Annotated in this window: 24 protein-coding genes and 1 tRNA gene; 9 read left to right on the top strand and 16 right to left on the bottom strand. The window is 71.1% G+C overall.

The features are described from left to right. Positions 1-13 precede the first annotated feature (13 nt). The 4 genes from BCD49_RS19660 to BCD49_RS19645 form a co-directional block, all read right to left on the bottom strand. Entirely contained in the window at positions 14-655 is a 642-nt protein-coding gene (locus BCD49_RS19660) for an NAD(P)-dependent oxidoreductase (RefSeq protein ID WP_071041761.1), read from the bottom strand. Positions 656-1379: 724 nt separating this feature from the next. Next, a tRNA-Ser gene (locus BCD49_RS19655) sits at positions 1380-1466 on the bottom strand. An 82-nt stretch (positions 1467-1548) separates the two neighbouring features. Continuing rightward, entirely contained in the window at positions 1549-2049 is a 501-nt protein-coding gene (tadA, locus tag BCD49_RS19650; RefSeq protein WP_027140258.1) for a tRNA adenosine(34) deaminase TadA, read from the bottom strand. Continuing rightward, positions 2046-2534, bottom strand: coding sequence for a tRNA adenosine deaminase-associated protein (locus BCD49_RS19645; protein ID WP_007519203.1), 489 nt, complete (start codon positions 2532-2534; stop codon positions 2046-2048). The genes tadA and BCD49_RS19645 overlap by 4 nt, the downstream gene beginning before the upstream one ends. A gap of 381 nt (positions 2535-2915) precedes the next feature. Between BCD49_RS19645 and BCD49_RS19640 the strand changes: the two genes are divergently transcribed. From BCD49_RS19640 to BCD49_RS19630, 3 genes are all read left to right on the top strand, one after another. After that, positions 2916-4220, top strand: a complete 1305-nt coding sequence (locus tag BCD49_RS19640; protein ID WP_027140257.1) for a Mur ligase family protein — start codon at positions 2916-2918, stop codon at positions 4218-4220. A 371-nt stretch (positions 4221-4591) separates the two neighbouring features. Beyond that, positions 4592-5317: a type 1 glutamine amidotransferase gene (locus BCD49_RS19635; RefSeq protein WP_027140256.1), complete on the top strand. Its 726-nt coding sequence runs from the start codon at positions 4592-4594 to the stop codon at positions 5315-5317. A 176-nt stretch (positions 5318-5493) separates the two neighbouring features. Beyond that, positions 5494-6132, top strand: coding sequence for a PHB depolymerase family esterase (locus BCD49_RS19630; RefSeq protein ID WP_007519197.1), 639 nt, complete (start codon positions 5494-5496; stop codon positions 6130-6132). A 738-nt stretch (positions 6133-6870) separates the two neighbouring features. Here BCD49_RS19630 and BCD49_RS19625 read toward each other — a convergent pair. The 3 genes from BCD49_RS19625 to BCD49_RS44160 all read right to left on the bottom strand — a co-directional run bounded on the left by BCD49_RS19625 (position 6871) and on the right by BCD49_RS44160 (position 10459). Beyond that, positions 6871-7947: a C40 family peptidase gene (locus tag BCD49_RS19625; protein WP_007519195.1), complete on the bottom strand. Its 1077-nt coding sequence runs from the start codon at positions 7945-7947 to the stop codon at positions 6871-6873. A gap of 670 nt (positions 7948-8617) precedes the next feature. Then, positions 8618-9673 (bottom strand): hypothetical protein, encoded by a 1056-nt coding sequence (locus BCD49_RS46150; RefSeq protein ID WP_335341699.1) that lies wholly within the window; start codon positions 9671-9673, stop codon positions 8618-8620. Between the two features lie 180 nt (positions 9674-9853). Beyond that, entirely contained in the window at positions 9854-10459 is a 606-nt protein-coding gene (locus BCD49_RS44160) for a hypothetical protein (RefSeq protein ID WP_063630135.1), read from the bottom strand. Positions 10460-10767: 308 nt separating this feature from the next. Between BCD49_RS44160 and BCD49_RS19610 the strand changes: the two genes are divergently transcribed. Further along, positions 10768-11703 (top strand): hemerythrin domain-containing protein, encoded by a 936-nt coding sequence (locus BCD49_RS19610; RefSeq protein ID WP_007519189.1) that lies wholly within the window; start codon positions 10768-10770, stop codon positions 11701-11703. On the opposite strand, the gene BCD49_RS19605 is transcribed toward BCD49_RS19610, so the two are convergent. The 3 genes from BCD49_RS19605 to BCD49_RS19595 all read right to left on the bottom strand — a co-directional run bounded on the left by BCD49_RS19605 (position 11625) and on the right by BCD49_RS19595 (position 14378). Continuing rightward, positions 11625-12110 (bottom strand): NUDIX hydrolase, encoded by a 486-nt coding sequence (locus BCD49_RS19605; protein WP_007519187.1) that lies wholly within the window; start codon positions 12108-12110, stop codon positions 11625-11627. The two genes, BCD49_RS19610 and BCD49_RS19605, sit on opposite strands and share 79 nt — an antisense overlap. A 55-nt stretch (positions 12111-12165) precedes the next feature. Further along, positions 12166-12846 carry a TIGR03085 family metal-binding protein gene (locus BCD49_RS19600; protein WP_007519185.1) on the bottom strand — a complete coding sequence of 227 codons (681 nt, stop codon included), beginning with the start codon at positions 12844-12846 and terminating at the stop codon, positions 12166-12168. Between the two features lie 149 nt (positions 12847-12995). After that, entirely contained in the window at positions 12996-14378 is a 1383-nt protein-coding gene (locus tag BCD49_RS19595; protein ID WP_232793920.1) for a glycoside hydrolase family 26 protein, read from the bottom strand. Positions 14379-15380: 1002 nt separating this feature from the next. Here BCD49_RS19595 and BCD49_RS19590 point away from each other — a divergent pair. The 3 genes from BCD49_RS19590 (at position 15381) to BCD49_RS19580 (ending at position 17181) form a co-directional block, all read left to right on the top strand. Then, positions 15381-15899 carry a CD225/dispanin family protein gene (locus tag BCD49_RS19590; RefSeq protein ID WP_007518338.1) on the top strand — a complete coding sequence of 173 codons (519 nt, stop codon included), beginning with the start codon at positions 15381-15383 and terminating at the stop codon, positions 15897-15899. A 195-nt stretch (positions 15900-16094) separates the two neighbouring features. Then, positions 16095-16520: a CD225/dispanin family protein gene (locus BCD49_RS19585; protein WP_007518340.1), complete on the top strand. Its 426-nt coding sequence runs from the start codon at positions 16095-16097 to the stop codon at positions 16518-16520. Between the two features lie 136 nt (positions 16521-16656). After that, a complete protein-coding gene (locus BCD49_RS19580) occupies positions 16657-17181 on the top strand; it encodes a CD225/dispanin family protein (protein ID WP_007518341.1) in 525 nt (174 codons plus the stop codon). Between the two features lie 105 nt (positions 17182-17286). Here BCD49_RS19580 and BCD49_RS19575 read toward each other — a convergent pair whose 3' ends face one another. The 4 genes from BCD49_RS19575 to BCD49_RS19560 form a co-directional block, all read right to left on the bottom strand. After that, entirely contained in the window at positions 17287-19644 is a 2358-nt protein-coding gene (locus BCD49_RS19575; RefSeq protein ID WP_071041760.1) for an ABC transporter permease, read from the bottom strand. Then, the gene (locus tag BCD49_RS19570) at positions 19644-20555 is read right to left on the bottom strand and encodes an ABC transporter ATP-binding protein (protein ID WP_007518344.1); all 912 of its coding nucleotides are present in this window, start codon (positions 20553-20555) and stop codon (positions 19644-19646) included. The genes BCD49_RS19575 and BCD49_RS19570 overlap by 1 nt, the downstream gene beginning before the upstream one ends. A 3-nt stretch (positions 20556-20558) precedes the next feature. Further along, entirely contained in the window at positions 20559-21191 is a 633-nt protein-coding gene (locus tag BCD49_RS19565) for a PadR family transcriptional regulator (protein WP_007518346.1), read from the bottom strand. A 431-nt stretch (positions 21192-21622) separates the two neighbouring features. After that, positions 21623-22357 (bottom strand): SDR family NAD(P)-dependent oxidoreductase, encoded by a 735-nt coding sequence (locus BCD49_RS19560; protein WP_007518356.1) that lies wholly within the window; start codon positions 22355-22357, stop codon positions 21623-21625. A gap of 125 nt (positions 22358-22482) precedes the next feature. Here BCD49_RS19560 and BCD49_RS19555 point away from each other — a divergent pair, with 125 nt between their 5' ends. After that, positions 22483-23133: a TetR/AcrR family transcriptional regulator gene (locus BCD49_RS19555; RefSeq protein ID WP_035924321.1), complete on the top strand. Its 651-nt coding sequence runs from the start codon at positions 22483-22485 to the stop codon at positions 23131-23133. Here the strand turns inward: BCD49_RS19555 and BCD49_RS19550 are convergent. Continuing rightward, entirely contained in the window at positions 23120-23740 is a 621-nt protein-coding gene (locus BCD49_RS19550) for an NADPH-dependent F420 reductase (protein ID WP_007518360.1), read from the bottom strand. The two genes, BCD49_RS19555 and BCD49_RS19550, sit on opposite strands and share 14 nt — an antisense overlap. Positions 23741-23957: 217 nt before the next feature. Here BCD49_RS19550 and BCD49_RS19545 point away from each other — a divergent pair, with 217 nt between their 5' ends. Next, a complete protein-coding gene (locus BCD49_RS19545; protein ID WP_335341698.1) occupies positions 23958-24656 on the top strand; it encodes a GNAT family N-acetyltransferase in 699 nt (232 codons plus the stop codon). A 65-nt stretch (positions 24657-24721) separates the two neighbouring features. On the opposite strand, the gene BCD49_RS44155 is transcribed toward BCD49_RS19545, so the two are convergent. After that, on the bottom strand, positions 24722-25395 hold a 674-nt coding region (locus tag BCD49_RS44155; protein WP_206744931.1), incomplete at its 5' end, for a hypothetical protein.

The following is a 25395-nucleotide window of genomic DNA, read 5'->3' as shown; positions in this document are numbered from 1 at the left end:
CGCCGCCTGCCGGTCAGTAGCCGACGGTGTAGCGCTGGTTGATGTRCTTGGCCTTCTCGATCTCGTCGCAGATCGCGACGGCGAGGTCATCGGCCGACAGCGCCATGTTGCCGCGGCCATCGCGGACCGGCTGGTCGGTGCCCGTGCGGTAGGTGTCCCGGCGCTTGCCCTGGGCGAGGTTCACGGGCGGCGGGCAGATGACGGTCCAGCGCACGCCCTTGGCGGCACGCAGCGCGTCCAGCGCCTCCGCCTGGCCCTGCGCGTCCTTGCGCAGGCCGTTCGGGAACTCGGGGTCGTCGAGGACGCGGGCGCCCTGCCCGTCCTCGAGGGTGCCCCCGTGGCCGACGTGGATGAGACGCGGCGCGCTGTCGCCCAGCTTGCTCAGCGCGTCGATCATGGTACGGGCGGCGTTCGCCCAGACCTTCTTGTCGTTTCCACCGATCGCGACGACGACGGCGTCGGCGCCGTCCGCGAGGCTGTACACCGAGTCACGCGAAGTGGCGTCACCGGCAGCGGACTGGGCCTTTCTGGGCAGCTTGGCGAGCTTCGCCTCGTCACGCGCCACCGCGGTGACCTGGTGGCCGCGCCGGGCCGCCTCGTTCACGACCGACTGCCCGATCTTGCCGCTCGCTCCGAACACCACAACCCTTGCCATTCCCGGTACCTCCTGGCTGGGATCGGTTGTGCGCGCCGACGCCGCCGAAAGTCCTTCTCCCACGCCTGGTCGCCGACCGTTTGGAAATCATTTTCTCGTTGCGTGGTGGCCTTCCGTGGAGTCATGGCCGCGCATTATTTTTCCGTTCGCCACGACTATTGCACGCCCCGCCATCCCCGCAACCCGACCGATGGGTATACCCGCCCGACCGGCCCCCACCCCATTTTCCACGTCGGCGGCTCGTCACCCCGCACACTCCCAAAGCCGACCGCCACCAAGCCGCTGAAACGGGACGCCCAGCCCGCCTCCGCCGATGTACCCGGGCCTAATTACAGCCGCGCCGCGCTGCCGCTCATGCGCCCCGAACCACCGCCACCTGATATCGGCGCCGCCCGGCACCTGCGCTCCGGCCACCGCCATGAAGGGGTCACGGCCGGGATCGAAAGCGACTTTCGCTCGAAAGGTTGAAAGGCCACAGAAAACCCAACCGAGAACCGCACGCATGGCCGGCAACGCCCGAAGGGCGAAAAGGGAAATGCAACGAATGCGCCCAGCGCAAAGAACCACAGGAGCTGCCCCGGCCCGACGTCGCCGCCAGGCGACGAGCCAAGGGGGTCGTAGGGGCGAAGCCCCTACATCGGGGGTCCGGGGGTCGCCCCCCGGAGCAGACATTGCGACGCACGGGAAGTCGGCTCAAAGAGCCGACGAACAGGGCGGCCGACGGCGGTGGAGGTGGGATTTGAACCCACGGAGGGGTTGCCCCCTCACACGCTTTCGAGGCGTGCGCCCTCGGCCACTAGGCGACTCCACCGCAGGTGAGCTTACTAGACGATGTGAACAGGTGGGGCAGAGGGCCACCGGAGATCTTGCGGTTTCGATGCCCGGGGCGCTGGTCAGCCGCGGGGCTGGCGGTCGGCACGGCGGGTGGCGAAGAAGGTGGCGAGGAGGGCGGAGCACTCGTCGGCGGCGACGCCGCCGATCACCTCGGGGCGGTGGTTGAGTCGCCGGTCGCGGACGACGTCCCACAGGGAGCCGACGGCGCCGGCCTTGTCGTCGGTGGCGCCATAGACGAGCCGGGCGACGCGGGCAAGGACCAGCGCGCCCGCGCACATGGTGCAGGGCTCGAGTGTCACGACCAGCGTGGCTCCGGTGAGGCGCCACTCGCCGACGACCGCGGCGGCGGCGCGCAGCGCGACGACCTCCGCGTGCCCGGTGGGGTCGCCGGTGGCTTCGCGGACGTTGTGGCCGCGGCCGAGCACGTTCCCGTCCGCGCCGATCACGACGGCGCCGACCGGCACGTCGCCGCCGCCGGGGGCGCGGGCCGCCTCGGCGAGCGCGAGCCGCATGGAGGCGAGGTCGCGCTCGGCCGAGGTCGGGCCGGAGGCGGCGGTCAGCCGCGCACCTCGTCGAAGATCTCGCCCGCGCCGGCCCGTTCGCTGATCGCCGCGGCGACGTCCGCAGGCAGCATGCCCTCCTCGGCGATCAGGGCGACCAGTGCGTCCGCCGGCGTCCCGAGGTCCTCCAGCAGGTCCAGGTCGCCGATCGGGTGGGCGTGCCGCAGCACGGCCTCGTCCTCGTCGTCCTCGTCCTCGCGTGGTGCGGGCACCGGCAGCGCGTCGGCCAGTAGGGCCTCGGCCAGGCCGGAGGCCGTCAGTACCCGTCGGTCGGAGAGGAAGACCCGCGGGTCGGTCGAATCCCCGTCGATGCGGATGACCGCCAGGTACTCGTCGTCCTCCTCGATGAAGGCGACGACGAGGGTGTCGCCGAGATCACGCATCGCGTCGGTCAGCGCGTCGAGGTCTTCGAGCTCGGTGGGGTCGAGATCGTATGCCCGCCACCGGTCGTCGTCGCGGGCGATCGCGACGGCCTTGGTGCTCACCGTGGTGTCCTCACATCGTCAAGCCAGTCCGTACATCGTCAAGTCAGTGCTTGGCACCGGGATCCATGCGCCTTGATCCGAGATTGTCGCCCCGTGCGGGTCGTCCGGTGCACAGGATCACCTTTCCCGTGCCAGCGGCATGGCCGGTGGCCGGTGGCCGCTCCAGAGCCGTGGTCAAGGGCGCTGTTGGCGAGGCTATTCCGCGAGCGGACGGCGCCCGCGAGGCCCCCGGTTCGACCCGGGCCGGGGCCGCCCCCATCATGTAGGCAGACTGGTGACCAGGTTGCCGGGTGCTGCCAGCTCGACCCCCTCACCGACCTCTGACAGACGGGGATGCCAGGTGTCCCCGCCCCAATGTCCCGCCACACTGTAAGAATCGCGATGATGACTCCGTTGCCGCGCCGCCTCTCCGCAAGGACCAGGGCGGCGCTTGCCGTAGAGCGGCTGGCGTCTCAGACGTCTCGCCGGCTCGGTAAGGGTTCCGGCGAGATGATCGGCGGCAAGCTCGCCCTCCAGGTCTCGCCGCGCGCGCTCGCCGAGGTCGGCAGGGGCCGTCCGATCGCCTGCGTGTCCGCGACGAACGGCAAGACGACCACCACCCGGCTGCTGGCCAGGGCGCTTGGCACCCTCGGCCCGGTCAAGTCGAACAGCGGCGGCGCGAACATGGCACCCGGTGTGCTGGCCGCGCTGTCCCGGCCGCCCTATGACGCCGCCGCCGCGCTCGAGGTCGACGAGATCTGGCTGCCGAAGGTCGCCCGAGAGGTGCGGCCGCGGGTGGTGCTGCTGCTCAACATCAGCCGCGACCAGCTGGACCGCTCGAACGAGACCCGGCGCATCGCGGCCATCTGGCGCGAGCTCGGCGCCGAGCTCGAGGACTGCACGGTGGTGGCGAACGTCGACGACCCGCTGGTGACCTGGGCCGCGATGTCGTGGGCGAAGCAGGTCTGGGTGTCCGTGGGGCAGAACTGGACCGCCGACGCGATGGTCTGCCCGGAGTGCGCCAGGCTGCTGCACCGCAACGAGACCGGTTGGTGGTCGGAGTGCGGGCTGGCCAGGCCCGAGCCGCTCGTCGCGGTGACGGGCCTCGACGAGATCATGTGGTTCGGTCACACGATCAAGGCGTCGATCGGCCTGCCGGGGCGGGTCAACCTCGGCAACGCGGCCATGGCGGCGGCCGCGGCCCGGCAGTTCGGCGTCCAGGTGGAGGACGCGCTGGCCGCGATGACCGATCTCGGCGACGTGCAGGGCCGCTACCAGGAGGTGGCGCTCGGGTCGTCGGCACGGCGTGCCCGCATGCTGCTGGCCAAGAATCCCGCGGGCTGGGTCGAGATGATGGAACTGATCAACTCGATGCCCCCGCGCAGCCTGATCGTCGACTTCAACTCGCAGACGGCGGACGGCCGCGACCCGTCGTGGATCTGGGATGTGCCGTTCGAGCGGCTCGCCGGCCGGCCGGTGCTCGTCACCGGGGAGCGCAAGGAGGACATGAGCGTGCGGCTGGCCTACGCCGGCGTCCCGCACTCGGTGCATCCGAACGCCGAGGCCGCGGCCGACGCCGCCACGGAGCCGGTGCTGGACGTCGTCGCGAACTACACCGCGTTCCGGGACCTGCTGGTCCGGACCACGCCCGCGCCGCGCCGGCCGCGGGCGACGCCGGCCGCGCCCGCGCGCGGAGGTGCCTGGTGAGCCTGTTCGAGCCGGAGCCACGCCGCCCGCGCGACTCACGCGACTCCGGGGCGCCGGACGTCACCCAGCCGCTCTACCCGCCGCCGGGGGCCTACCCGTCGAACGAGCAGTACCCCGGACGGCCGGGGGAGCGCCCGGCCTACCAGGACGAGCGCCCGGCCTACCCGGACGAGTCCCAGCCCCTCCAGTACCCGCCGCAGCGGTACGTCCCGCCGCAAGTCCCGGAACGGCGGCTCTTCCAGCCGCCGCGGCCGGACGAGGGCAGCCTGCTGCCCGCGCGGCTGCCGGACCCGTTCGAACGCCGGTCGACGGACCGGGAACGGCGGCTCGAACCGGTCCAGGCGGCGGCGACGCGGGAGTCGACCACGCGGATCGCGCTCATCTATCCCGAGCTGCTCGGCACCTACGGTGACGGTGGCAACGCGATCGTGCTCACTCAGCGGCTGCGCTGGCGCGGCCTGTCCGCCGAGGTCGTCAGTGTGCCGGCCGGCGAGCCGGTGCCGGCCGAGTGCGACATCTACCTGCTGGGCGGCGGCGAGGATGAGCCACAGACACTCGCGGCCGAGGGCCTGCGGCGCAACAACGCGATCGGGCGGGCCGTCGCCGGCGGCGCGGTGGTGCTGGCCGTCTGCGCGGGCTACCAGGTCGTCGGCGAGAGCTTCCCGGCCGGCGGTCGGATCCATGACGGGATGGGGCTGATCGGCGTCGAGACCCGGCGCTCGTTCGAGCCTCCGGACGCACCGCTGCCACCGCGCGTCGTGGGCGACATCGCCGTCGAACCCGACCCGTCGCTCGGTCTGCCGACCGTGCTTGGTTACGAGAATCACGGCGGCCGAACGAGGGCGCTGCCGGGTGCCGGCGGGTTCGCCTTCGGACGGGTGCTGCTCGGCCTCGGCAACGGTGTCCCCGAAGGCACGGATGGCAGGATCGACGGCCGGGTGATCGGCACGTACCTGCACGGCCCGGTCCTGGCGCAGAATCCCGCGCTGGCCGACCTGATACTGACCTGGGTACACGGCCCGCTGCCGAGCCTCCCCGGCCCACCGGAGGTCGAGGCGTTGCGGGCCGCCCGCCTGCGGGCGCTGCAGGTCGCCTGAGTGGCCGCCTCGAAGTAAGGGGCGCCGGGGTACCGGGGTCACCAGCGTAAGGAAGGCAAGGAAGTCGCGGCCGCGGGTCCGCCCGTTCGGAGACATGCCCATCAAGGCACCTCCAAGGCGAGGTGCCTGGCCGAAACGGGCGCCATCGTGGTGTCAGGTGTGGTTCGGTTGGTGACGTGGCCGCGAATCCGCTCCCCGCCTGGTGGGGCAAGCACCGCAAGGCAGTCGTCATCGCTGTCGTTGCGATCTTTGCACTCTATCTCTTCGCGCACGGCAGCGGCTCGGCGAAGACCACGGAGAAGGACATGCCGACCCGGTATGAGTCCAAAGGCCGTGTACTGCTCGTCCATGCCAAGCGAAACTCCAAGAAGGCAGTTCCACTCGTGCTCGTGTTGCCGGACAACAACACCAAGACGAAGGTGTTCGAAACGGATAGTGGCGCGTCGAAACTGGCTGACCGGAAGAACTTCGCGCTCGTCTACCCGGAGCCGGTCGCCGGCGAGTGGCAGGTGGACGCGAGCGGCTCCGACGCCCGGTACCTGATGGACATCATCACGTACATGTCCGAGGACTGGACGGCGATCGATCCGAAGCGGATCTACATCTGGGGCCTCGGCGAGGGCGCCCGGCTCGCGCTGGCCCTCGCCTGCGCGGACCCCGCCAGGTTCGCGGCGGTAGGTGTCGTGGGCCAGTTCGACCCCGATCCCGGCCCGAACTGTCAGGACCAGGTGCCGATCGACCGCGAGCGGCAAGCCTCGTGGGACGACGACCTCTCCGGCAATCTGTGGAGCTTCTCGTCGAACAAGTCCCGTTAGCGCGAACGAGTCCCGTTAGCGATCAGCCCCGCCCCTCCCCGCCTCACCTCGGCTCACCCCGACCTGCCCCGGCTCGGTCTGGTGCTGAGCGGAGACGGCAGCGGCCAGCCGCCCGCCCCGTCGGGCGGGGGGGATCCGACGGGGCGGGCGGGGCTGGGTGCCCGGTCGGATCAAGCGCCGGGCTGTCCAGGGGCGGGCTCGCGGGCTGGGGCGAACCCGGCCGGCGGAGGCCGGCGTTGATGTCTCGTGGATCGCGGGCACCGCCCCACCGGATGGGGGGGAGATCCGGTGGGGCGGCGCCGCGGTTGCTCGGCCCGGGGCCGTGGGGGTGGCCGGCCGGGCCGCCGCCGCCGAGGGGGTTCGGACGGCGGTAGGTCCGCTGGTGGAGTCTGAGGGCGGGAGGGGGAAGCCCTCGTCGCCACCGGCGGACGTCTTTGGGTGGCGCGGCCAGGGGACGAGGGCCGCGCCGGCGATACCTCACCGCCACAGAGCAGGGCCGGCGGGTGAAACCACCATGCTGTCGCCTGGTCAGGCGTCAACAGGCATGGAGGCCTGAGAAGGCAACTCCAGGCGCGACGGTCCACCGGCTTCGTAGACGGTGAAGCTGGCCGGGTGGTCAGACACGCCCGCGAACCMGGAGGGGGGTGGGTTCGCGGAACAGCCCCGCGAACGGGGCGACTGAACCTGGCCGAATGTCGTAGCGCTAAGGAGTGAGCCCTACTCGCCCGCCGCGCATTGCTACAGGACGCGGCCGACGTGGTAGCTCGTGCTCCAGATCGTCTGAAGCTGCACGACCGAGCCCGAGTGCGGCGCCGCCCACATCTGCCCGTCGCCGGCGTAGATGCCGACGTGGTAGATGTCGCCCGGCGTGCCGAAGAAGATCAGGTCGCCGACTTCCTTGTGTGCCGGGTCGACATGGAGCGTGGCCTCGTACTGGCCCTCCGCCGTCCTCGGCAGGCTGCGGCCGAGCTGGCGGTACACGTACTGCACCAGGCTGGAGCAGTCGAACGAGTCCGGCCCGTTGGCGCCGTAGACGTAGGGCTTGCCGGCCTGCAGCGACGCGAGGTAGACGGCCTTCTCGCCCACGTCGCCGTTTGACGGGGCGTTGACCGTGACGCCTCGGCTCGCCGAGGGCGCTGGCCGCTCGGCGACACTCAGCGTGCCGACGTTGTCGGAGACTGCGGACTGCAGCGCGTCGGTTCCGTCGAACACCGCGGTGATCTGCGTCGTGGTCAGCACGCGCGCGGTGTACGAGGTGTACCCGTCGTTGTTCGTCTGCAGGTGCAGGAAGGTCGCGAAGCCGGTCGGCAGCTTGACCTGGACCTTGACCAGCTGATTGGCCAGCGGCTCGCTGGTGTCCTTGTTGGTCAGCTTGAAGCCGATTTCGACCGGCTGGTCCGCGTAGACGGTGACGTCGGGGTTCGTGATGAACAGGTCGACGTCGGCCTTCGCGGTCAGCGTCGGCGCGGCCAGGTCGGACGCCGTGTCCGGTGTGTCGCTGTCGGCACCGATGGTGGACGCGAGGCTTACCGGGCGGACGATGGTGCCGCTGCCCGCCGATCCGGAGCCGCCGAAGGCGCTGGCCAGGCTGAGGCCGGTGGTGACGGAACCGTCGTCTCCGAACGCGTCCGTCGAGTTGTCGGCTGCTGGGGCGCAGCCGGCGAGAGCAATGCCGGACACCGCGATCGCGCCGGTGGTAGCCGCGGCGACCGCGGTACGACCTCGGACCTTTGCCACCGCGGTCAGACCGCGATGACGACCCCTGCTGGTTTCAGGCAGGGTGTCGGTATCCCACTGTACGGAGGGCGCGGACAAGTTCTGGTCCTTCCCGTACGCCTGCGAGGTGAGCTGTCGGGTTCGGGCTGGGCTGCCCGGCCCTCGCGCGAGGGGCACGCGATGGGCTTCACCCCAAGGCCGGCGCCTGGGGGGCGCTGGCCGGTGTTGCGGAGGTGGGTCCCCCGCTCCTGCCCGAGGTGACGACTCGGAGGGGACACCGGGACCGCGGGCAGGATTCGGCGTTCGGTCCGGTGTTGAGCCTGACGTCGTGAACAAGACTAGTCCACTTGGATGGTGACGATAAGCGTGGGTACCCCCGATACGCCCGGGGTTGTGCAAGCCGTCGGTTCCGAGGCCAGGAGGCTGACGTAGTGACCGATGTTGCGGAGAGCGACCGATCAGCCGGAACTGCCGCGACGGGCCAAGCTCKGGCCGATCTGACAGGTACCCCACGTAGTTAGAACACTACGTGCAGATTCGGCTTTGGGATCAAGAGACTACGGTCGGCGCACGAGGGGTATCTAGTCAGGGGGTGTCATGACACCGGGGGCCCTATGACGAGTGGGCCTATCCGTGGGCTCGGCGGGCGCACGGGTTTGGCGAGCCCCATCTAGGCACTATGTCCTAACCATTAGGACTAAAGTCCTAGATGGATCAATGCAAGGCCTGTCATCCTGCGCCAGCGCGCTGATTCTGCCACCGACGGTCGTTAAGTCCGCGGCCGGCGAGCGCGCCTGGTGATGAAGCCGGCGCGGTCGAGCACCTGAAGCTCGATCGCCAGCTCGATGACCTCTCGGGGGAGGGTTCGGTAGGTGGCCTGCATGGCCTCGACCGCGGCACGGGCCCGTTCGGCGAGTTCGTCGAGCGCGTGCTGGCGTTGCCGCATCCGGGCGCGCTCCTCCTGAATGGTGCGCACCGTCTCCTCCTGCCACCGACGGGTGAGCAGCAGGTGCTCGCTCGCGTCGGCGGCCTGGCGCTTGGCCTCCTCCAGGCGGTTGAGCAGCTGGTCGAGCTGCTCGAGCCGGCCGGCGAGCTCCGCGATGAGGTCGCCGCGAGCGATCGCCGCGATCCCTCGGCCTTCCCAGTGGCCGTCCGGCGGCACGGGCTCCAGGGAGTCGTCCAGCTCCATGGAATCGTCTGGACCGGCGGCGGGCAGCGGGACGGGCGAGAACTCGGCCTCCAGGAGAGGCTCCGGCCCGACCGCGCCGGGTGGGCCTGGCTGCTCCTCCTGGGCGTAGGTGTAGCCCTCGTACGTCTGTTCCTCATAGGCGGAGACGGACCAGGGGACGTCGTCCGGATCTCCCGGATCGGGCTCGCCGGTCCAGTAGGAACCCAGCGCGCCCTCGGTGGCATGGGGGGCCTCCGCCGTGGCCAGCTCCTCGGGCCCGGCCACCCACTCGGGCCCGGGCGGGGGGGCGGGCTCGGCGACGGCCTCGGATCGGACCGGCCAGCCGGGCCAGAGCGTGTCCTCGGATTCGGCGTGGGCCGCCGGGGACGGCTCCCATGGCCCGGCCAGGTCCGCGGCCGGCGTGCCCGCCTCGTCGAGGACCTTGCGATCGACGGGAACGGCCTCGCCGTGGTCGCGGTGGTCGGCGGCTGGGAGATCGCTGGGCGCGGGCATGCCGGGCAGCGCCAGCTCGGRCACGGTGGCGTGCACGTACACACCGTTCGACTCGGGCCACTGACCGCCGGCGCCGGTGAGGCTCTGCGGCCCGGTCGGGTTGGGCGAGCCGGTAAGGCTGCGCCCGCCGCTCACATCCGACACGGTAGGTAACGGTAGCCGAGCCCTCTCGGTGAGGGGCCCATATACGCCGGCAGTGACCGTTATGAAGCCCGGAGCTGTAGAGTTTTGTCCGCTTAAGCACGGTCAGGGCTACTCCGGGGCTATTCGCTGTCTGTGCTCGCCCTCAGCTGTCGCAGAGACAAGCCAAGGGTTCGCGGGCCTTTAGCCCCGGAACGCGGCGAAGGTGGAGATTCGCGGATCCGGATGACCGGGCAGGTCGGGTAGGTCCGCCGCATGGCGCAGGCTCCGGCTCCAGCCGCCTTCGGCGATCTCGCTGTTGGCGTCCACCACGGCCCAGTCGATCACGTCGTGCACACCGACGGTAACCGTCCGTCCCATCCGGATGTGCGCGAGCGCCGGGTGGGAGGCGTCGTTGAGGCACCGTCCCCGTAGCCAGGTCGGAAGGGGCCAGGAGGTGACCAGCACCCAGGGTGCCTCGGAGCCACCCGGCACGACCAGGCGGTGTCGAACGATGAGGTAGCCGAGCGGCGGCAGCTGTCCACGCAGGAACCGATGCCGCAGCTGGCCCAGCTGACCCCGGGCGCCGGCCGCGTCGTCCGCACCGGCGTCGACGAACGTCGTTCCCGCGGCCAGGTCCGCGTCCGCGGCAGCCGCGGCGTATGCGGTGTTCGCGCGGTCGGTGCCGGGAGTCACGACGATCGCGTCGTCGAGCGGCGCGAACCCCGCGGATCGGTGCCACCGATCCGCGACTTCCTCATGGACCTCCCCGCGGAAGCCTGGGAGCTCCGGGGCAGCGGTGCCAGCCATATCGGCAGGGTAGCGGAAAGGTATCGCAGGGTAGAAGGCGGATGCCCAACCTTGACGGCAGATGTGCATTAGAGCCACTCATTGCGACACTGGGTGCCACTGCTTGCCTCGGTGCACGCAAGCCTCGCGCGAACAGCCACGCCACGCGATCGGTCGTAGATCTACTGGCTGACTGCCATAGCGCCGCCGTTTTGGGGCAGGAGTCCCGGGTGTCGAGCCGGTGCGCCCAGTCGGCCGCGCGGGCGGGAGCGAGCGGAGAACCGGCTCCCCGGCAAGGCGGCGAGCCAGGGCGCGGTAGGAGGTGGCAGATGCTCGCTCTTGGACGTCACGGTTCCTCGGTCCTGTCGCGRCTGCGTGCGCTGGGCCGGTCCGTGCCCCGGCCGAAGGCGGGGCCGAGGTCGCGGCGAGCGGACGGGACACCCGCCGAGCACGGCCCCACGCCTGGCGAGCCGCGGGCCTTCACCGACGGCACGGACGCTGGTACGGCGGACACGGGTCCAGCGAAGCGGGCCGGCGGTGAGCTGACGGACGACGGCCTCGCCCGGCTGGTCGGCCCGGTGCACCGCGACGCCGTCCGGCTCGCGGCCTGGGCGGGCGAGTCGGCGCCCGGGGCCGACCCTCGCCAGATCCATCGCGCTGGTGACGCCGCCGTCGCCGCGATGTGCGCACACCTCGCCACGATGGGTTACGTCGTCTACCCGGAGGTGTCCCGGTTGCTGCCGGGTGCCGAGGAGCGCATCACGCGGCTGCTCGCCGGCGCGCGGGAGATGATGATGATCATGCGGGGGATTCAGCAGTACGCGCAGGGCGACACGAACCCACCCGGTGCCGAGGTCACCGAACTGCGGCGCGAGCTGGCGGCGGCGATCTCGGACCACAGCCGTGCGGAGGAAGAGCTGCTACGGGAGTTCGACCAGGCGAGCACGCCGGAGCAGCGGCGGCTGATAGCGGCCGAGTACGAGCGGACACTGCCGCGGGCGCCGAGCCGGCCGCACCCGCACCTGCTGCGTTTCCGCGGTCCGCTCGGCGGCCGGCCGCGCTACCGGATGATGGCCAGGTTCGACTACCTGCTCGACACGATGGACGGACGGGTGATCCCCTGGGCGAAGGTCCGTGAGCCGGGTGAGGTCGGCCCGTGGGGCACCTGGCTGCTCGGCCGCCCGCCTCAGGCCACGACGACGGGCTCGGCGCCCGGGCCCGACGTGAGCCAGCCGGTGACCACGGCGGCCAGGCCACGCGGATAGATCGTCTCCGCGCTCGCGGTCACCTCGTGGACCGTCCACCAGGCCCAGCCGAGCGTGGAACGCTTCTCCAGGTCGGTCCACGAGGCCGGGTCGACGTCGACCCGCGCGGGGATCCGTACGACGAAGAACGACTCCTGCTGGATGTACGGCTTGCCTGCGAACGTGAAGCGCGTGGTTCTGGTCCCGACCGTCGGCCCGACCTCCGCCAGGCGGATGCCGACCTCCTCCGCTATCTCCCGGATGGCGCACTGCTCCGCGCTCTCCCCCAGGTCGAGGCCGCCACCGGGCACGTGCCACCAGACCGGCGAGTCCTCGAGGGTCGGGTCGTGCGACTGGATCAGGAGAAACGCGTCGGACGGGTCGACCAGCACGACCCGGGCGGCGACCCGCGGAATTGGTTCCAGCACATGCCCAGTCTGCCTGTCTGRCCGGCTTGCCTGGCCTTTTCCACCGCGACCGCGGTCACAGCCCCAGCCGTGCCGTGGTGAGCGCCGCCACGAGGTCCGCGTCGCCACTGATCTTGACCTGGGCGCCCGTGCGCCGGCCATAGCCATACAGCAGCAGCTCGGCGGCCGGGCCCGACAGCACCACCGCCGGCTCGCCCTTGCGGGCGACGACCCGCGACGCCGCCGGGCTCCGCGCCCCCGACACATCGGTGCGTTCGAGGACGACGCCGCCTGGCACCCGCCGGTACGCGACCCGGGCGATCCGGCGAGCCGAGGCCCACAGCGTCTCCCTCAGCTCCGGGGTGAGCTCTCGCGGCGCCAGCACTCCGGCGGCACCCTCGGAAGCGTGCTGCGGCGCGCGGCGCACGTCCTCGCTGTGGATGAAGAACTCGACGAGGTTCGTGGCATCGTCGATCGGCCCGAGCCGGGTTGGTTGCCAGCGCGGCGGCCCGGACCGGAAGATCGCGAGCAGCTCGGAGAACGAGTGCGCCGCCCTCGTCGCCTTCTCCGCGCGCTCGGTCATTCCGTGGAGCCGCGAGATGACCAGGCCGGGGCCCGCCTTGGGTACCCGCTCCCTGGTCACCACGTGGGCGAGCAGGTCATAGCTGTCCCAGCCCTCGCACAGGGTCGGGTGCTCCGGCCCGGCGGCCTCGATCACGTCGGCGAGCAGCGCCCGCTCGTCCCGCGCCCGTCCCATGCGCCTACCCGCCTTCCCCGCCGCCGGCTAACGATGCCACCGGCAGACTGTCCCACGCCGGTGGCGCCGCGCGCCCCGCCCAGACGGCCGGTGGGCCGGTGGGCCGGTGGGCCGGGGCGCTCCATTCAGCGCCCCGGCCCACCTACGCCTCACCAGAGCGAGGCGTAGGTGGCGGCTGCGTTCGGGTTCTCGTTCGGGTTGAGCAGGGACGAGTGGACGTTGCCCGCCTCGGAGTTGTTGAAGTACGTCTCGTAGGCGAGGACGTCGGCGTTGGCCTTGAACGTGTCGTACATCTTCTTGATATAGAACGGGTTGTCCCCGCCGGCCTGGCCGGCCGCGCCCGCCCCGGTGTCCGAGGTGGAGACGAGGCCCCACTCGGAGACCGCGAACTGCTTGCCGTGCTGCCGGGCGAACCGGATCACGTCGCACAGCCCGGCACTCGAGTTGCAGGACGAGCTCCAGGACGACTCGTTCAGGCTCGGCGGCCACATGTCGTAGTTGTCGATGCCGACGATGTCGACGTAGCCGTCGCCCGGGTAGGCGTCGAACGGGCTGCCGCTGTGCGCGTTCATGTTCCATTCGATCCGGGCCTGCGGGTCCGTCGAGCGGATCGCGCCGACCACCTGCTGGAAGCAGCGCTTCCAGGTGCCCACGTCGGTGTTGCCGACGGACCAGGGGAACCAGTCGCCGTTGAACTCCCAGGCGAGCCGGACGGCCGTCTTCGGCCGCCCGATGTTGTTCAGGTAGCTGCCGAACTGCGCCCACTGCGACGAGTAGGAGCCGTTCGCGCACGAGCCGAAGTCACCGCCGTCGGGGAAGAGCGGCTGGGAGATGACCAGCTGGCCGTCCCAGCCGGCGTACTCGCCGCCGATCCACGGGTTGGTGATGTCGTTCCAGTTGCTCCGCACGGTGTAGCCCATGACCACGGTCACCTTGGAGCCGCGGAACTGCTCCCAGGCGGTCATCTTGTCTCGTGAGCCGACGACGACGCCCGACATCCCGCCGGGGACCCGCCCGCCGCCGCCACCGCCGGCGGGCACGGCGGGTTTCCCGGGTTTCGCCCCGGGTGCCGTGGCCGGCGCGCCCGTGCCGGCAGGCGCCGAGGGCGTCGCGGAGGCCGGGCCGGTGGGAACGGCCGATGGGCTCGTGCTCGGTGTGGCGGAGGCAGAGGCGGAGGCGGACGGGGTGGCGAGCCCGAGGGCGCGGCCGAGGCCGCCGTCGAGAGCGGACGCCTCGATGACGGCCGTGTCGTCGCCGCCGTTGTGCGGCATGACGACGAAGCCGACACCGGCCGCGGCGACGGCCAGCGCGCCGATCCCGGCGGTCCAGAGCGTGCGGCGACGGCTGCGGGCGGCGCGGCCCGGAATGGTGTGCGCCCCGGTGCTGTGCGCGCCGGGTGTCCGGCCGCGGCCGGTGTCGGTGGAGGTGGTGGGGGAGGGTCGTCGGCTGTTGGCGCGGCGATCGCTGGCCTGCTCGGATGGCAGCGGGCCGGTATCCATGGATGTCGCCGAGCTGTTGGCTCGGTGTCTCACGGGGGCGTCCTTCCGCCTGACGGCTTACCTGACGGCGCAACTAGTGGTGGGCCGTCAGCCCTCGCCTTCTGACAGCCGAACCGCGCACTCCAGCCACGAAATGCCGGCCCCTCCCTAGACGCCCGGCCTTCCGTACCTGACAGTTACGTCAGTGCTTGTGGAGCTGCCTCAGCACCATAGCCCGCTGACGCCGGCGCTCGACGGAGCGGGTGCGTGGTCTTTCGGTCTGTCGTCCAGGTGAAGACATGAAGTTGTGATAGCTGTGTCTCTCTGTTCAAATTTCGCGCCGTCTCGGTGGTCGTCCGGATCGTTTACGTGAATGAGTTAGGCGGTCGTGGCCTCGTGGCCGGCGGGGACGAACGTGATCGACGGCGGCGGGTCGCGGCGCCGTCGCGGGCGCCCGCGGGGCCGACCGGCGCGGCGCGCGCGGCGACGCGCGGCGGCTGTGGCCGCGCGTCGGCCGGGCATGGCGCGAATATGTGCTGGCCTTGGGTGTATGGCCCGTCCGCGCCGGGCCGTGTCCGGGCGGGGTTGTGTCACAATGTCCCGCGCGGCGCTGGTCGCCGCGGCCTACCTGTACACCACCATCGTCCAGCTTGCTTCCATCCGAACTCTCCGACAGATCCCCGCCAGCCGGTCGCGCGTGACCGAGCGGAGAGCCTTCGGCAGCTGGTCGGTGGGGCGGGTGGCCGTGGCCGCAAGCACGAGGAGTCGTCGATGTCCCAGCCGGCGGTGGTCCCCGCCTCGCGCTCTGGGCGCGACGCGCGGAAAGCCCTGTCGCGCTCCGGACACCGGGTGCCAGGCGCCGCGGCCAGCGGGTATCGAGCTACCCAGGCAGGTTCCTGACCCGGCCTGGCGCTGGCCGACGGCCTGGAAGCCGCCCGCGGCGGTCCGGCCCACCGGGACGAGATCATTGCCTTCCGATCAATTCTTTCCCGGGTATCGAAAAACTTCCGTCAGCCCCTCAGACCAGCCCCCCGAGACCACAGCCAGGAGAACCGCGTGTCCCAGTATCCGCCCGAAAACAACCCCGGCGGGTGGGGTCAGCCCGGCGGCTACGGTGGCCCGCCGCCCGGCGGTTTCGGTGGCCCGCCCTCCGGTGGTTATGGCGGTCCCCCGCCCGGCGGCTACGGCGCGCCGCAGGAGCCGGGCTACGGGTATGGCCAGCAGCCGCCGGCGGGACACGGCGGCGGCCTGCCGCAATACCAGGGAAACAACAGCGGTTACGGGGGCGGCCAGCCGCCATACGGAACGCCGATCCCGAACTACCTGTGGCAGTCGATCGTCGTGACGATTCTCTGTTTCTGGCCGACGGGTATCCCGGCGATCGTGAACGCCTCCCGGGTGCAGAGCCGCCAGGCCATGGGCGACATCCAGGGAGCGTTGGACGCCTCCAAAAAGGCAAAAACCTGGACCATCGTGTCGCTGGTCGTCGGGCTGGTGGTGAATGCGCTGGTGATCGCTCTGGTCGCCAGCGGCGCGGCAGACTTCTCCACAACAGGGGCCTCCTACAACGCCTGAGGCCGGTGGCCGGCCGCACCGCCCTGACCGCACCCACCGCCCCCCGCCTTTCTGTGATCCTCAGCTGTTCGTCAGCTCGTCGGACGGCCCTGGTCCTGACCCGACCAGCACCTAGATCTTCCTGAACGCCACCGATACCGCTCCGGCCGTCGCGGTCGGGGCGAGCAGGTATTACCGAAAGGCGCGGCCGCGACCGTGACGACACCACCGCCATACGGCACCCCAGGTCAGGATCCCTACGGCCAGCAGCCGGGCTACGGCTATGGAACGCCCCCGCCCGGCTATGGCCAGCCGGCCGGGGGCTACGGCTACCCGCCCGCGACGGGCGGCTACGGCACGCCCCCGCCCGGCGGCTACGGCACGCCGATCCCGAACTACCTGTGGCAGTCGGTGGTCGTGACGTTGCTGTGCTGCCTGCCGGCCGGCATCATCGCGATCGTCTTCGCGAGCAGGGTCTCCACCCGTCAGGCCATGGGCGACATCCAGGGCGCGCTGGAGGCCTCCAAGAAGGCGAGAACCTGGTGCATCGTGTCCGCCGTGGCGGCTGTGGTGAGCTATGTCCTGATCATCATCTTCTGGTTCGCCCTCCTCGGCGCCGCGCTCAGCAGTAATAACAGCTAGCGGTATCCGGCAAGGCGCCCGTCGGCGGCCCGGCCAGTGAGATGCTTTACCTGCCTCGTTCCACTGACACGACCAACCCCGCCCCGGTCGCCGGGACCGGGGCGGGGACATAGCACCGAAAGGCGCGGCCGCGACCGTGACGACACCACCTCCGTACGGCGCCCCTGGTCAGGAGCCCTATAACCAGCCGGGCTACGGCTACGGCTACGGGACGCCGCCACCGCCACCGGACTACGGCCAGCAGGGCTACGGTCAGCAGGGCTACGGCCAGCCGGACTATGGCCAGCAGGGTTATGGCCAGCCCGCCTACGGTCAGCAGGGTTATGGCCAGCCGGGCTACGACGTCGGCTACCCCCCCGCGCCCGGCGGGTTCGGTCCGCCGCCGCCCGGCGCGCCGGTCCCGAACTACCTGTGGCAGTCGATCGTGATCACGGTCGTCTCGTTCCTGACCTGCAGCTGGTTCCTGGTCGGCTTCATCATCGGGATCGTGGCCATTGTCTTCGGGTCCCGGGTCAACAACCTGACGCAGCGCGGAGACATCCAGGGGGCGCTCAGCGCGTCGCGTACCGCCAAGACCCTGTGCATCGTCTCGGGCGTGATGCTGGCCATCAACATCGTCCTCAGCATCATCTTCTTCGCCGCCGGGATCCTTACCCTCTGAGACCTCTGAGACCTCTGAGACTCTGAGGCCTGACGAGACCCGGAAGCGCTGCCGCCCGTCACCCCCTGCAAGGGAAGGTGGCGGGCGGCACCGGAATGGATCACGTCACTCCCAGCGGAGCAGATCGCCGAGTGGCCGGTGGGCGAGGCCGGCCGCCGCGGCGGCACCGGTCGCCGCCGCGAGCGCAAGCGTGCCGGCCACGAGAGCGACGAGGAACGTCGCCGAGGGCGTCATCCCGAGCCCGGGACCGAGGCCGATGTCCCGCGCGACGGCGTCGCTCTGGATACGGAAGGCCAGCAGCCCCAGCGGTAGCCCGATGACCACCGCGAGGCCGGCCAGCACCGCCGCCGCCAGCGCGCTCTGCCCGACCAGCTGGCGCGGGGTGCAGCCCAGTGCGCCGGCGACGCCGATGTCCCGGGCGCTCTCCCGGTTCGACGCGAGCAGCGCGTGCAGCATGTTGGCGAGCGCGACGAGTACGAGCACCCCGGCGATCAGCGTCGTCACCGTCTCGATCACCGTGCGGCCGCCGACGTTCGAGCTGTACGTCTTCAGCTCCACCCCGCTACCGAGCCGGGCCTCGAGCGCCGACTGCACCGCGTCCGGCGAGGTGCCCGGTGTGACGGTCATCCGGTACTGGTCGGGCGCCGTCGCCGGGTCGATCGCGTTCAGGTCCGCCAGCCGCATAGCGAACAGCCGCCCGGAGTCCTCCCCAGTGCGGTACCAGCCGACGATGCGGACGTCGCGGGCGACGCCGGCGATCTCGACGGTTGCCGTCTGGCCGACCCGCAGTCCCAGCTGGTCCAGCAGGCCGTAGCCGAGGGCTACCTCGCCCGGCGCGGACGGCAGCCGGCCGGCACCGACCGAGTAGCCGGGCAGAGTTTCGCCGCCGAGCGCGCGGACCCGGAACGTCTGGCCGTCATAGCTGCCTCGCCGCTCCGCCTCCGACCACCAGCCGCCGATCCCCGGCGTCTGGCGCAACGCCGCCTCGACCGTCGCCGGCGCGACATCACCGCGGTCGACGAACACCTGCCAGGGATCGCCGGTGAACGACGGCCGTTCGAGGGCCTCCGTCACCGTGACCATGAACCCGCCGGCGACGACCGCGCCGGTCACCGCGACCAGCATCGTCAGTCCCGTGAGCGTGGCCCGGCCCGGCCGCGCGGCGAGCCTGCCGACGCCGAGGAAGGCGAGCCGGCCGGGCACCAGCGCCGTGAGCCGGGCGAGCGGGCCGCCGCGGCGCGCCGAGGCCGGTGCGTCGCGCAGCGTGTCGACGATCGAGGCCCGCCCGGCCCGCACCGCGCCCACCACGGTCGCGATCGTGAGCAGCCCCAGCAGGATCGCGCCGGTGAGCAGCAGGCCCGCGATCTCCCAGTGCGGTCCCTGCCGGCCGGTCACGGTCGCGCCGAGATCCAGGCTCGGCGCGAGCACGCCGGCGACGAGCCAGCCGAGCAGGGCCGCGACCACACCGAGGGCCAGATGCTCGGCCAGCAGCGCCGCCGTCAGCTGCGCCGGGCGTACCCCGACCGCGCCGAGCAGCGCCATCTCGCGGCGGCGGGCCACCATCCTGCTGGTCATCGACCMGGCGACGATCACCGCGATCGCGACCAGCAGGAAGGCGCCGAACGCGCTTACGAGCTTGCCGAAGATCTGCCCGACGCTGAGCAGGTCGCCACGTGTGTCCGGCCAGGTGTTCGTGCCGCGGATCTGGTCGCCGAAGGACCGCACGACCGCGCTGGCGACGGCCTCGGACGAGACCCCGTCGGAGACGTCGAGCCAGTAGGTGACGCCGTCCGTCTCGGCTGGCGTGCCCGCGGCAGGCTGGCCGATCCGGGACAGGCCCGCGTCCGCGACGAACATCCTGACCTGGTCGCACTGCGGGAAGCCACAGTCGGTGAGCTCGTTCGCCGTGCCGGCGACGGTGAAGGGGAGGTCACCGCTCGGTCCGCGCAGCGCGACCCTGTCACCAGGGCGCAGGTTGAGATCCTCGGCCGCGCTGCGCTCCAGCACTACCTCGTCCGGGCCACGCAGCCAGCGGCCGGCGACCAGCAGCGGGTGGTTGACCGCGACGTCCGGATCGTCCAGCGCGGTGACCTGGCCGATGTACTCCTTGCCCGCACCGTCGGATCGCGGGACGACGAGGGTGGTGCCGAGGTCGCGCAGCGGCCCGGTGACCGCACGCACGCCGGACTCGGTGGCGAGTGCGGCACCCAGGTCACGATTGCCAGAGTCGGCACTGGTGCTGCCGGCATTGGTACTGATGGTCGGCGACTTCGCCCAGACAACGACGTCGGCGACGTTGGTGCGCGCTGCGAGCCGGTCGACGGCATCGTCACCGGCGCTGGAGACGGCGAGGCCGGTGGACAACCCGATGGCGGACAGCGCGAGCATTCCGACGGTGACCGCGAGGCCGACCCGGCCCCTGCCGCGCAGCCCGGCGAACGCGAGCATGAGGACAGTACGCATTACCAGCTCCCCAGCCCGAGCAGGTCCGCGAGGTCGTTGCGCTGGCCGCCACCGCTCGGCGACGACGCGGCGGCGTCCTCGTCGAGCGTCGCCCCGACCGTGCCCGAGGCATCGTCGTCGGTGGCCGCGGTGGCGCCCGGGCTCATCGGCGCGCCCCCGCCAGCCCGGCCCCCGCCAGCCCGGCCACCCGCGGGCCGGCGCTCGTCGACGATCTGTCCGTCGCGCAGGAACACCACCCGGTCGGCGGCGGCGGCGACCGCGTAGTCGTGCGTGACCATGACCAGCGTCTGGCCGCGCCGGTGCTCGTCGCGCAGGAGCTCGACGATGTGGCGGGAGGCGGCGGTGTCGAGCGCGCCGGTCGGCTCGTCGGCGAGCACCAGGTCCGGCCGGCCGGCGACCGCGCGGGCGATCGCGACCCGCTGCTGCTGCCCGCCGGACAGCGTCGAGGGAAGCACGTGCGCGAGGTCCGCGAGGCCGACCGCCTCGAGTACCTCGGTGGCCCGCGCCCTGGCCGCCCGCCGGCCCAGGCCCGCGACCCGCAGCCCGAGCTCGACGTTCGCGCCGACGTTCAGGTGTGGGACCAGGTTGTACGACTGGAAGACGAAGCCGACCCGGCGGCGGCGCAGCAGCGCGCGCCTCGCCGGCGGCATCGTGCTGATCTCCTCGCCGCCGATGCGGACCGAGCCGGCGTCCGGCGTGTCCAGGCCGCCGATCAGATGCAGCAATGTCGACTTGCCGCAGCCGCTCGGGCCGACAATGGCGACCCACTCGCCGGCGGCGACCGTCAGTGAGATGCCGCGCAGCGCCGCCCTGGCACGCTCGCCGCGCCCGTACGACCTGGCCAGCTCGGTGATCGTGAGAATGGCTGCGGGCGGATCGGTGGGGCTGGTGGTCGTGTCCATGATGACCATCGGTCAGGTCCTCCCGGGGCGGACGAGGCGAGCCTCGACGATGTCGAGCCAGCGCAGCTCGGCCTGCAGGTGCAGCACCGATGCCTCGCGGAGCAGGTCGCCGATGCCGGCGACAGCGGGGTCGGCCAGGCTGGCGCCCGGCGAGGTGGAATGTGGCTCGTGGTCGGCCGCGCCGCCGTCGGCGTCCCGTGCCGGCGTGGCCTCGGCGAGCGCCCGCAGCGCCCGCAGGCACCGGGTCCGGTGGGCCGCGAGGGTGCGGGCGACGCTGTTGCCGTTGCTCCCGGTCGCGCCGGTTCCGGAGCCGGAGCCCGAGGCACCGGCCGTGTTGGCGTCGTAGATCAGGCCGGCGATGAGCCGTTGGACGACGTCGCTCTTGCCGACGGGCAGGTCGCTCGGTTCGTCCAGCCAGCCGCGCAGCGCCTTGCGGCCGATCTCGGTGAGTTCGTAGACCTTGCGGTCCGGGCCGTCACTGCCCTTCTCGACGTGGTGCGCGACGCTGCCGTCCCGCTCCAGCCGGGTCAGGGTGACGTAGATCTGCCCGACGTTGATCGGTGGCGCCACGTCGCCGAACAGCTCGTCGTGCGCGCGCTTGAGCTCGTAGCCATGGGCCGGCCCACGGTCCAGGAGGGCGAGCATCAGGTACCTCACGGCACCGCGTGGAACGGCGTCGCCGCGTGCGTGCTCGCCGCCGCGGTCGCGCCTACATAACGGTTCTGCATAACGGTTATGTACAGCCGTTAGGTACTGCCGTCAACACCCAACCCCACGGCGACGGTCACTCGCCGTCCCCGAGCGGGGTGACTGTCGTGTCTCAGCAGATCTGGCCTGGCTGGCGGCTTCGGGAGGGGCGGTGGCGGCGGTCGGGCGGGTGCTGGCACGGCTGCAAGGCACGGGCTTCGAGGCGGAATACGCCAGTCCCAGCGGCGGCCGCGAGCGCGGCTCGCTGATGGACCGCTGGTCGACGGCGTTCGAGGATGTCGCGCCGGTGCGTCGCCGCGCCGCGCGCAGGCCGGACTCCGCCACGGCGGTCGGGCGCGGCGCGGCGCGGCGACGCACCGGCGACGCACTCAGATCACTGTGGTGCCGCCGTCGACAACCAGCTCCATGCCATTGACATAGCTCGAATCGTCCGAGGCGAGGAACAACGCGACCGACGCGATCTCCTCAGGGCGGCCCATCTTTCCCCGCGGGATCAGGGATTCGAACTGCGCCTTTGTCTCCTCGTCCATCACCTCCTCGAGAGCCGGCGTGGCGACCTGGCCGGGGGTCAGAACATTCACCCGGATCTTCTTGTCCCTCAGCTCGGACATCCACACCCGTGCGTAGGCGGGCAGCAAGGCTTTGCTCGCTGCGTACACACTCCAATTGGGGTAGCCCCTGAGCGAAGCGTTTGACCCGGTCATGAAGATCGAGCCTCCGTCCTTGAACAGCGGCAGCGCCTTCTGGACCGTGAACAGCGTGCCGCGCGCGTTCAGCGAGAAGGCGGCATCGAAGTGCTCCACGGTGATCTCGCCGAGCCTGCGCTGCTCGCCCATCCCGGCGCTTGCCCACAACACGTCAACTACGCCCTTTTCCTCCTTGACCGTCTCGAACAAACGGTGCAGATCGTCGAGGTCGGCCGAATCGGCCTGCACGCCGGTCACGTTCCGGCCGATCAGCTCGACGGCTTCGTCCAGCGCGTCCTTCCGTCGGCCCGAGATGAAGACGTGAGCTCCTTCGTCCACGAACAGCTTGGCACCGGCCAGCGCCATACCACTCGTCGCACCTGTGATCACCGCGACTTTGCCATCGAGCTTTCCCACGATCACTCCATTCGATGGATGGTTCCGATGCTATGTACACCGATCAGAGTGCTTAACATATCTGCGATCGAGGGAGAATGCAAGCTATGCACACCGGTCAGTACCATCTGGGGTACGCTAGGCCTATGACGGAGCTGGAGAAGGGGCCGCGAGGGCTGCGTCGCGGCAGGGGCGCACGAGAACGCATCCTCAGCGCTTCACAACAACTGTTCCGCGATCAAGGCATCAACTGCACCGGCATGGACCAGCTCTGCGCGGTGGCAGAGGTGTCCAAGCGCACGCTTTACCAGCACTTCCCCGGCAAGGACGAGTTGATCGCCGAACACCTGCGCCGATTCGATCCCGATATCCTGCCCGAGGTTTTCGACCGCGCCGACCTCACACCCCGCGAACGACTCCTCGCCGCCTTCGACATCCACCCGCCGCTGTGCCCGTTCATCGCAGCGGCCGTCGAAATCCACGACCCGGGCCACCCGGCACGCGTATACGCCCGCGACTACAAGAAGGCCCTTGCCGCGCGGCTCACCGAAACCGCCCGCGAGGCCGGCGCCACCAACCCCGAACAGCTCGGCGAGCAACTGGCGCTGCTCCTGGATGGCGCCTCGGCCCGCAGCCGAGTCCTCAACACCTCAACCTTCTCCACCGCCGCCGCCATGGCAGCGGTCCTCATCGACAACGCCATCCCCACGGCGGCGGTGCCTCCCGGCGCAGACCGGCACCTGTCAGCCGGGACGGGGCCGCGTGCCGGATGCGGCGGCGAGCTCAGCCGACGTTGACGCCGAGGGAGAAGTTGAAGCTCCCCACGCCATAGCGGCCCAGGCCCACCGACAGCAGGCCCGCTCCCTCCAGCCAGTGCGCCATGGTCAGGTCGCCGGTGTCCCGCGGGCGCAGTCCGAGGCTCGTGATGAACGCTGACACGCTTGCCTTGGCCTGCGCGTCATCGCCGGCCATGAACACGTCCAGCGGGCCGCCCGCGGCCAGGACGTCGCGGAAGATGGTGTTGAACGCCTTTACGACGCGGGCGCTTGCGGGGGCGGCCTTGGCGACCATCTGTGCGATGGAGGTGTCGTCAGGGATGGCCAGCCCGGTGGCGCCGGGGTTGAAGGGGTTGGTGATGTCGACGATGATCTTGCCGCCCAGCGCGTCCCCGTACTGGCTGACGACCGGCACGGCGCTGTCGAACAGAACGGCGAGGATGACGATGTCGCCGCCCGGGGCGGCGCCCCACGTTCCGGCCGTGGCGCCGTCGCCGAGCGCCCGGGCCAGGGCCGCGGCCTTGGCCGCATCGCGACCTACGATCTCGACGGCGTTGCCGCCCTTGAGGGCCAGGGCGCCGATGGCGCTGGCCATGTTCCCCGAGCCGATGATGCTTACGTCGCTCATGATGTGCCCTCCACCGCGATGTTTCGCTTGGCACGTTCGTCCCGAATCAGGCTCAACGCGTCGGCTCCGACAGGCTTGGGCGTGCCGCTTGTCAGGCACTGCCGCACCCCGCTCATCGCCTCAGACCCGCTGCTTCAGGGCGCTTGCGCGCAGACGCCCTATTAGGTACACAGGCCTGTGTGCTTAACCTAACCAACGGTCGGCCGGAACGCAAGCTATGCACACCGATCGGTACCAACTTGGATCTACCTCTGCTTCTCCGGTTCGGCGACGTGATGGCCACGAAGAGCGACTCTGCAGTAACGGGCGGGCTCGCTTTTGCCCGTCAGGTGGGGTGACCCGCGGTTATCGCTTTCAGGGGCGGTTACGGACGGGCAGGATCAGGAGGGTGTGGACACGGCCGGCATCTGCCGATGACTGGGCCGGGATCTGGCCGATCTGGCACGGACAGGTGTCTACCGGCGATCTACTCGTGTGGCGCCCGGACACGTCGGAGGCGGATGCCCAAAAACTGTGGATGCTGCCGCCTCCGGCCGTCGTGCTCGTGATGGAGGACGACGGGGGGGACGGGCGGATCGTCGCCTCCGCGCAGATCGCTCCCGCGCAGGCGGGCCTCGGCGACCACGTGGCGCAACTGATCTTCATCGTCGACCCGGCGCACGCCGCCGAAGGGCTGGAACGGGAGATCGCCCAGGCCGCGATCGAGCACGCCACCGAGCTTGGCTACCGGGCGATGCAGTCCACCGCGGTGGTCGCGGGCAACACCAGGATGGTCGCGATCTGGCGGGTGCTCGCGTTCCGCGTCATCGGCACGCTCCCGTCCGCCTTCCGCCACCCCCGCAGTGGCGAGGTGGACCTCTACGTCATGCACCGCTTTCTGCCCTACAAGACCTACCACCCCCGCCGCACAGACTGAGCCGCACCGGGAGGCCACCGGGCGTGCCTCCCGGCCGAGTTCTCGACTCCCCGGACGGCTGGCGGTTACCCGGACGGCTGGTCGGTCGGCCGGCCCGCGGCGGCGGCGTCCGTTTCCGTCTCCCGGTCCGTTCCCGTGTCCCAGTGGGGATGCTCGGCGCTTGCCCACCAGGTGGGGACGTAGCCGGTGCGCATCCCGGCTCGGGAGAACGGGTCGCGCGAGGCCATCCAGAGGTGGCCGCAGATCGCGAAGAAGATTCCGTAGGCGAATACGTCGTGGACGAACGTCGCGCCGGTGCGGTAGCGGTCCGGCACGTGAAGGTCGGCGCCGAACCACATCAGCAGGCCGGTGCCGAGGAAGACGACGATCGAGCCGGCGACGCCGGCGGCATAGAGCTTCTGGCCCGCGTTGAACTTGCCGCCCAGGCGCACCTCGCCCGAGTCCGCGGCACCAGGCGCCGGGACGGCGCCGATGGTCGGCCCGCCGGCGGCCGAGTCCCACGACTGGCGGCGAAACCGGCGGACGGGGCCGGCCGGCAGGTGGTCGCGCAGCCACACGCCGTCGGCGGAGCCGAAACGGTTGAGCTCGGCAGCGTCACGACGAAAGCCCCCGCTGTATCCGCTGAGCTGCCTCCGCCCGCGCGAGGCTTCGCCATCGTCGCGCGGGCTTTGGCTGTGTCGGCTGAGTTGCCTCCGCCCGCGCGTGGCTTCGCCATCGTCGCGCGGGCTTTGGCTGTGTC

The organism is Pseudofrankia sp. EUN1h (genome assembly GCF_001854645.1).
GTDB lineage: Bacteria > Actinomycetota > Actinomycetes > Frankiales > Frankiaceae > Pseudofrankia > Pseudofrankia saprophytica.
The sequence above is the reverse complement of the archived record's forward strand: the minus strand, read 5'-3'. Positions and strand labels throughout refer to the sequence as shown.

Coding starts and splice junctions, on each gene's coding strand:
- BCD49_RS19640 (WP_027140257.1), top strand. CDS start 2,916: ATGATGACTCCGTTGCCGCGCCGCCTCTCCGCAAGGACCAGGGCGGCG.
- BCD49_RS44160 (WP_063630135.1), bottom strand. CDS start 10,459: ATGGCTGGCACCGCTGCCCCGGAGCTCCCAGGCTTCCGCGGGGAGGTC.
- BCD49_RS19600 (WP_007519185.1), bottom strand. CDS start 12,846: ATGGGACGGGCGCGGGACGAGCGGGCGCTGCTCGCCGACGTGATCGAG.
- BCD49_RS19570 (WP_007518344.1), bottom strand. CDS start 20,555: ATGGTCATCATGGACACGACCACCAGCCCCACCGATCCGCCCGCAGCC.
- BCD49_RS19565 (WP_007518346.1), bottom strand. CDS start 21,191: ATGCTCGCCCTCCTGGACCGTGGGCCGGCCCATGGCTACGAGCTCAAG.
- BCD49_RS19555 (WP_035924321.1), top strand. CDS start 22,483: ATGACGGAGCTGGAGAAGGGGCCGCGAGGGCTGCGTCGCGGCAGGGGC.
- BCD49_RS19550 (WP_007518360.1), bottom strand. CDS start 23,740: ATGAGCGACGTAAGCATCATCGGCTCGGGGAACATGGCCAGCGCCATC.
- BCD49_RS19545 (WP_335341698.1), top strand. CDS start 23,958: ATGCACACCGATCGGTACCAACTTGGATCTACCTCTGCTTCTCCGGTT.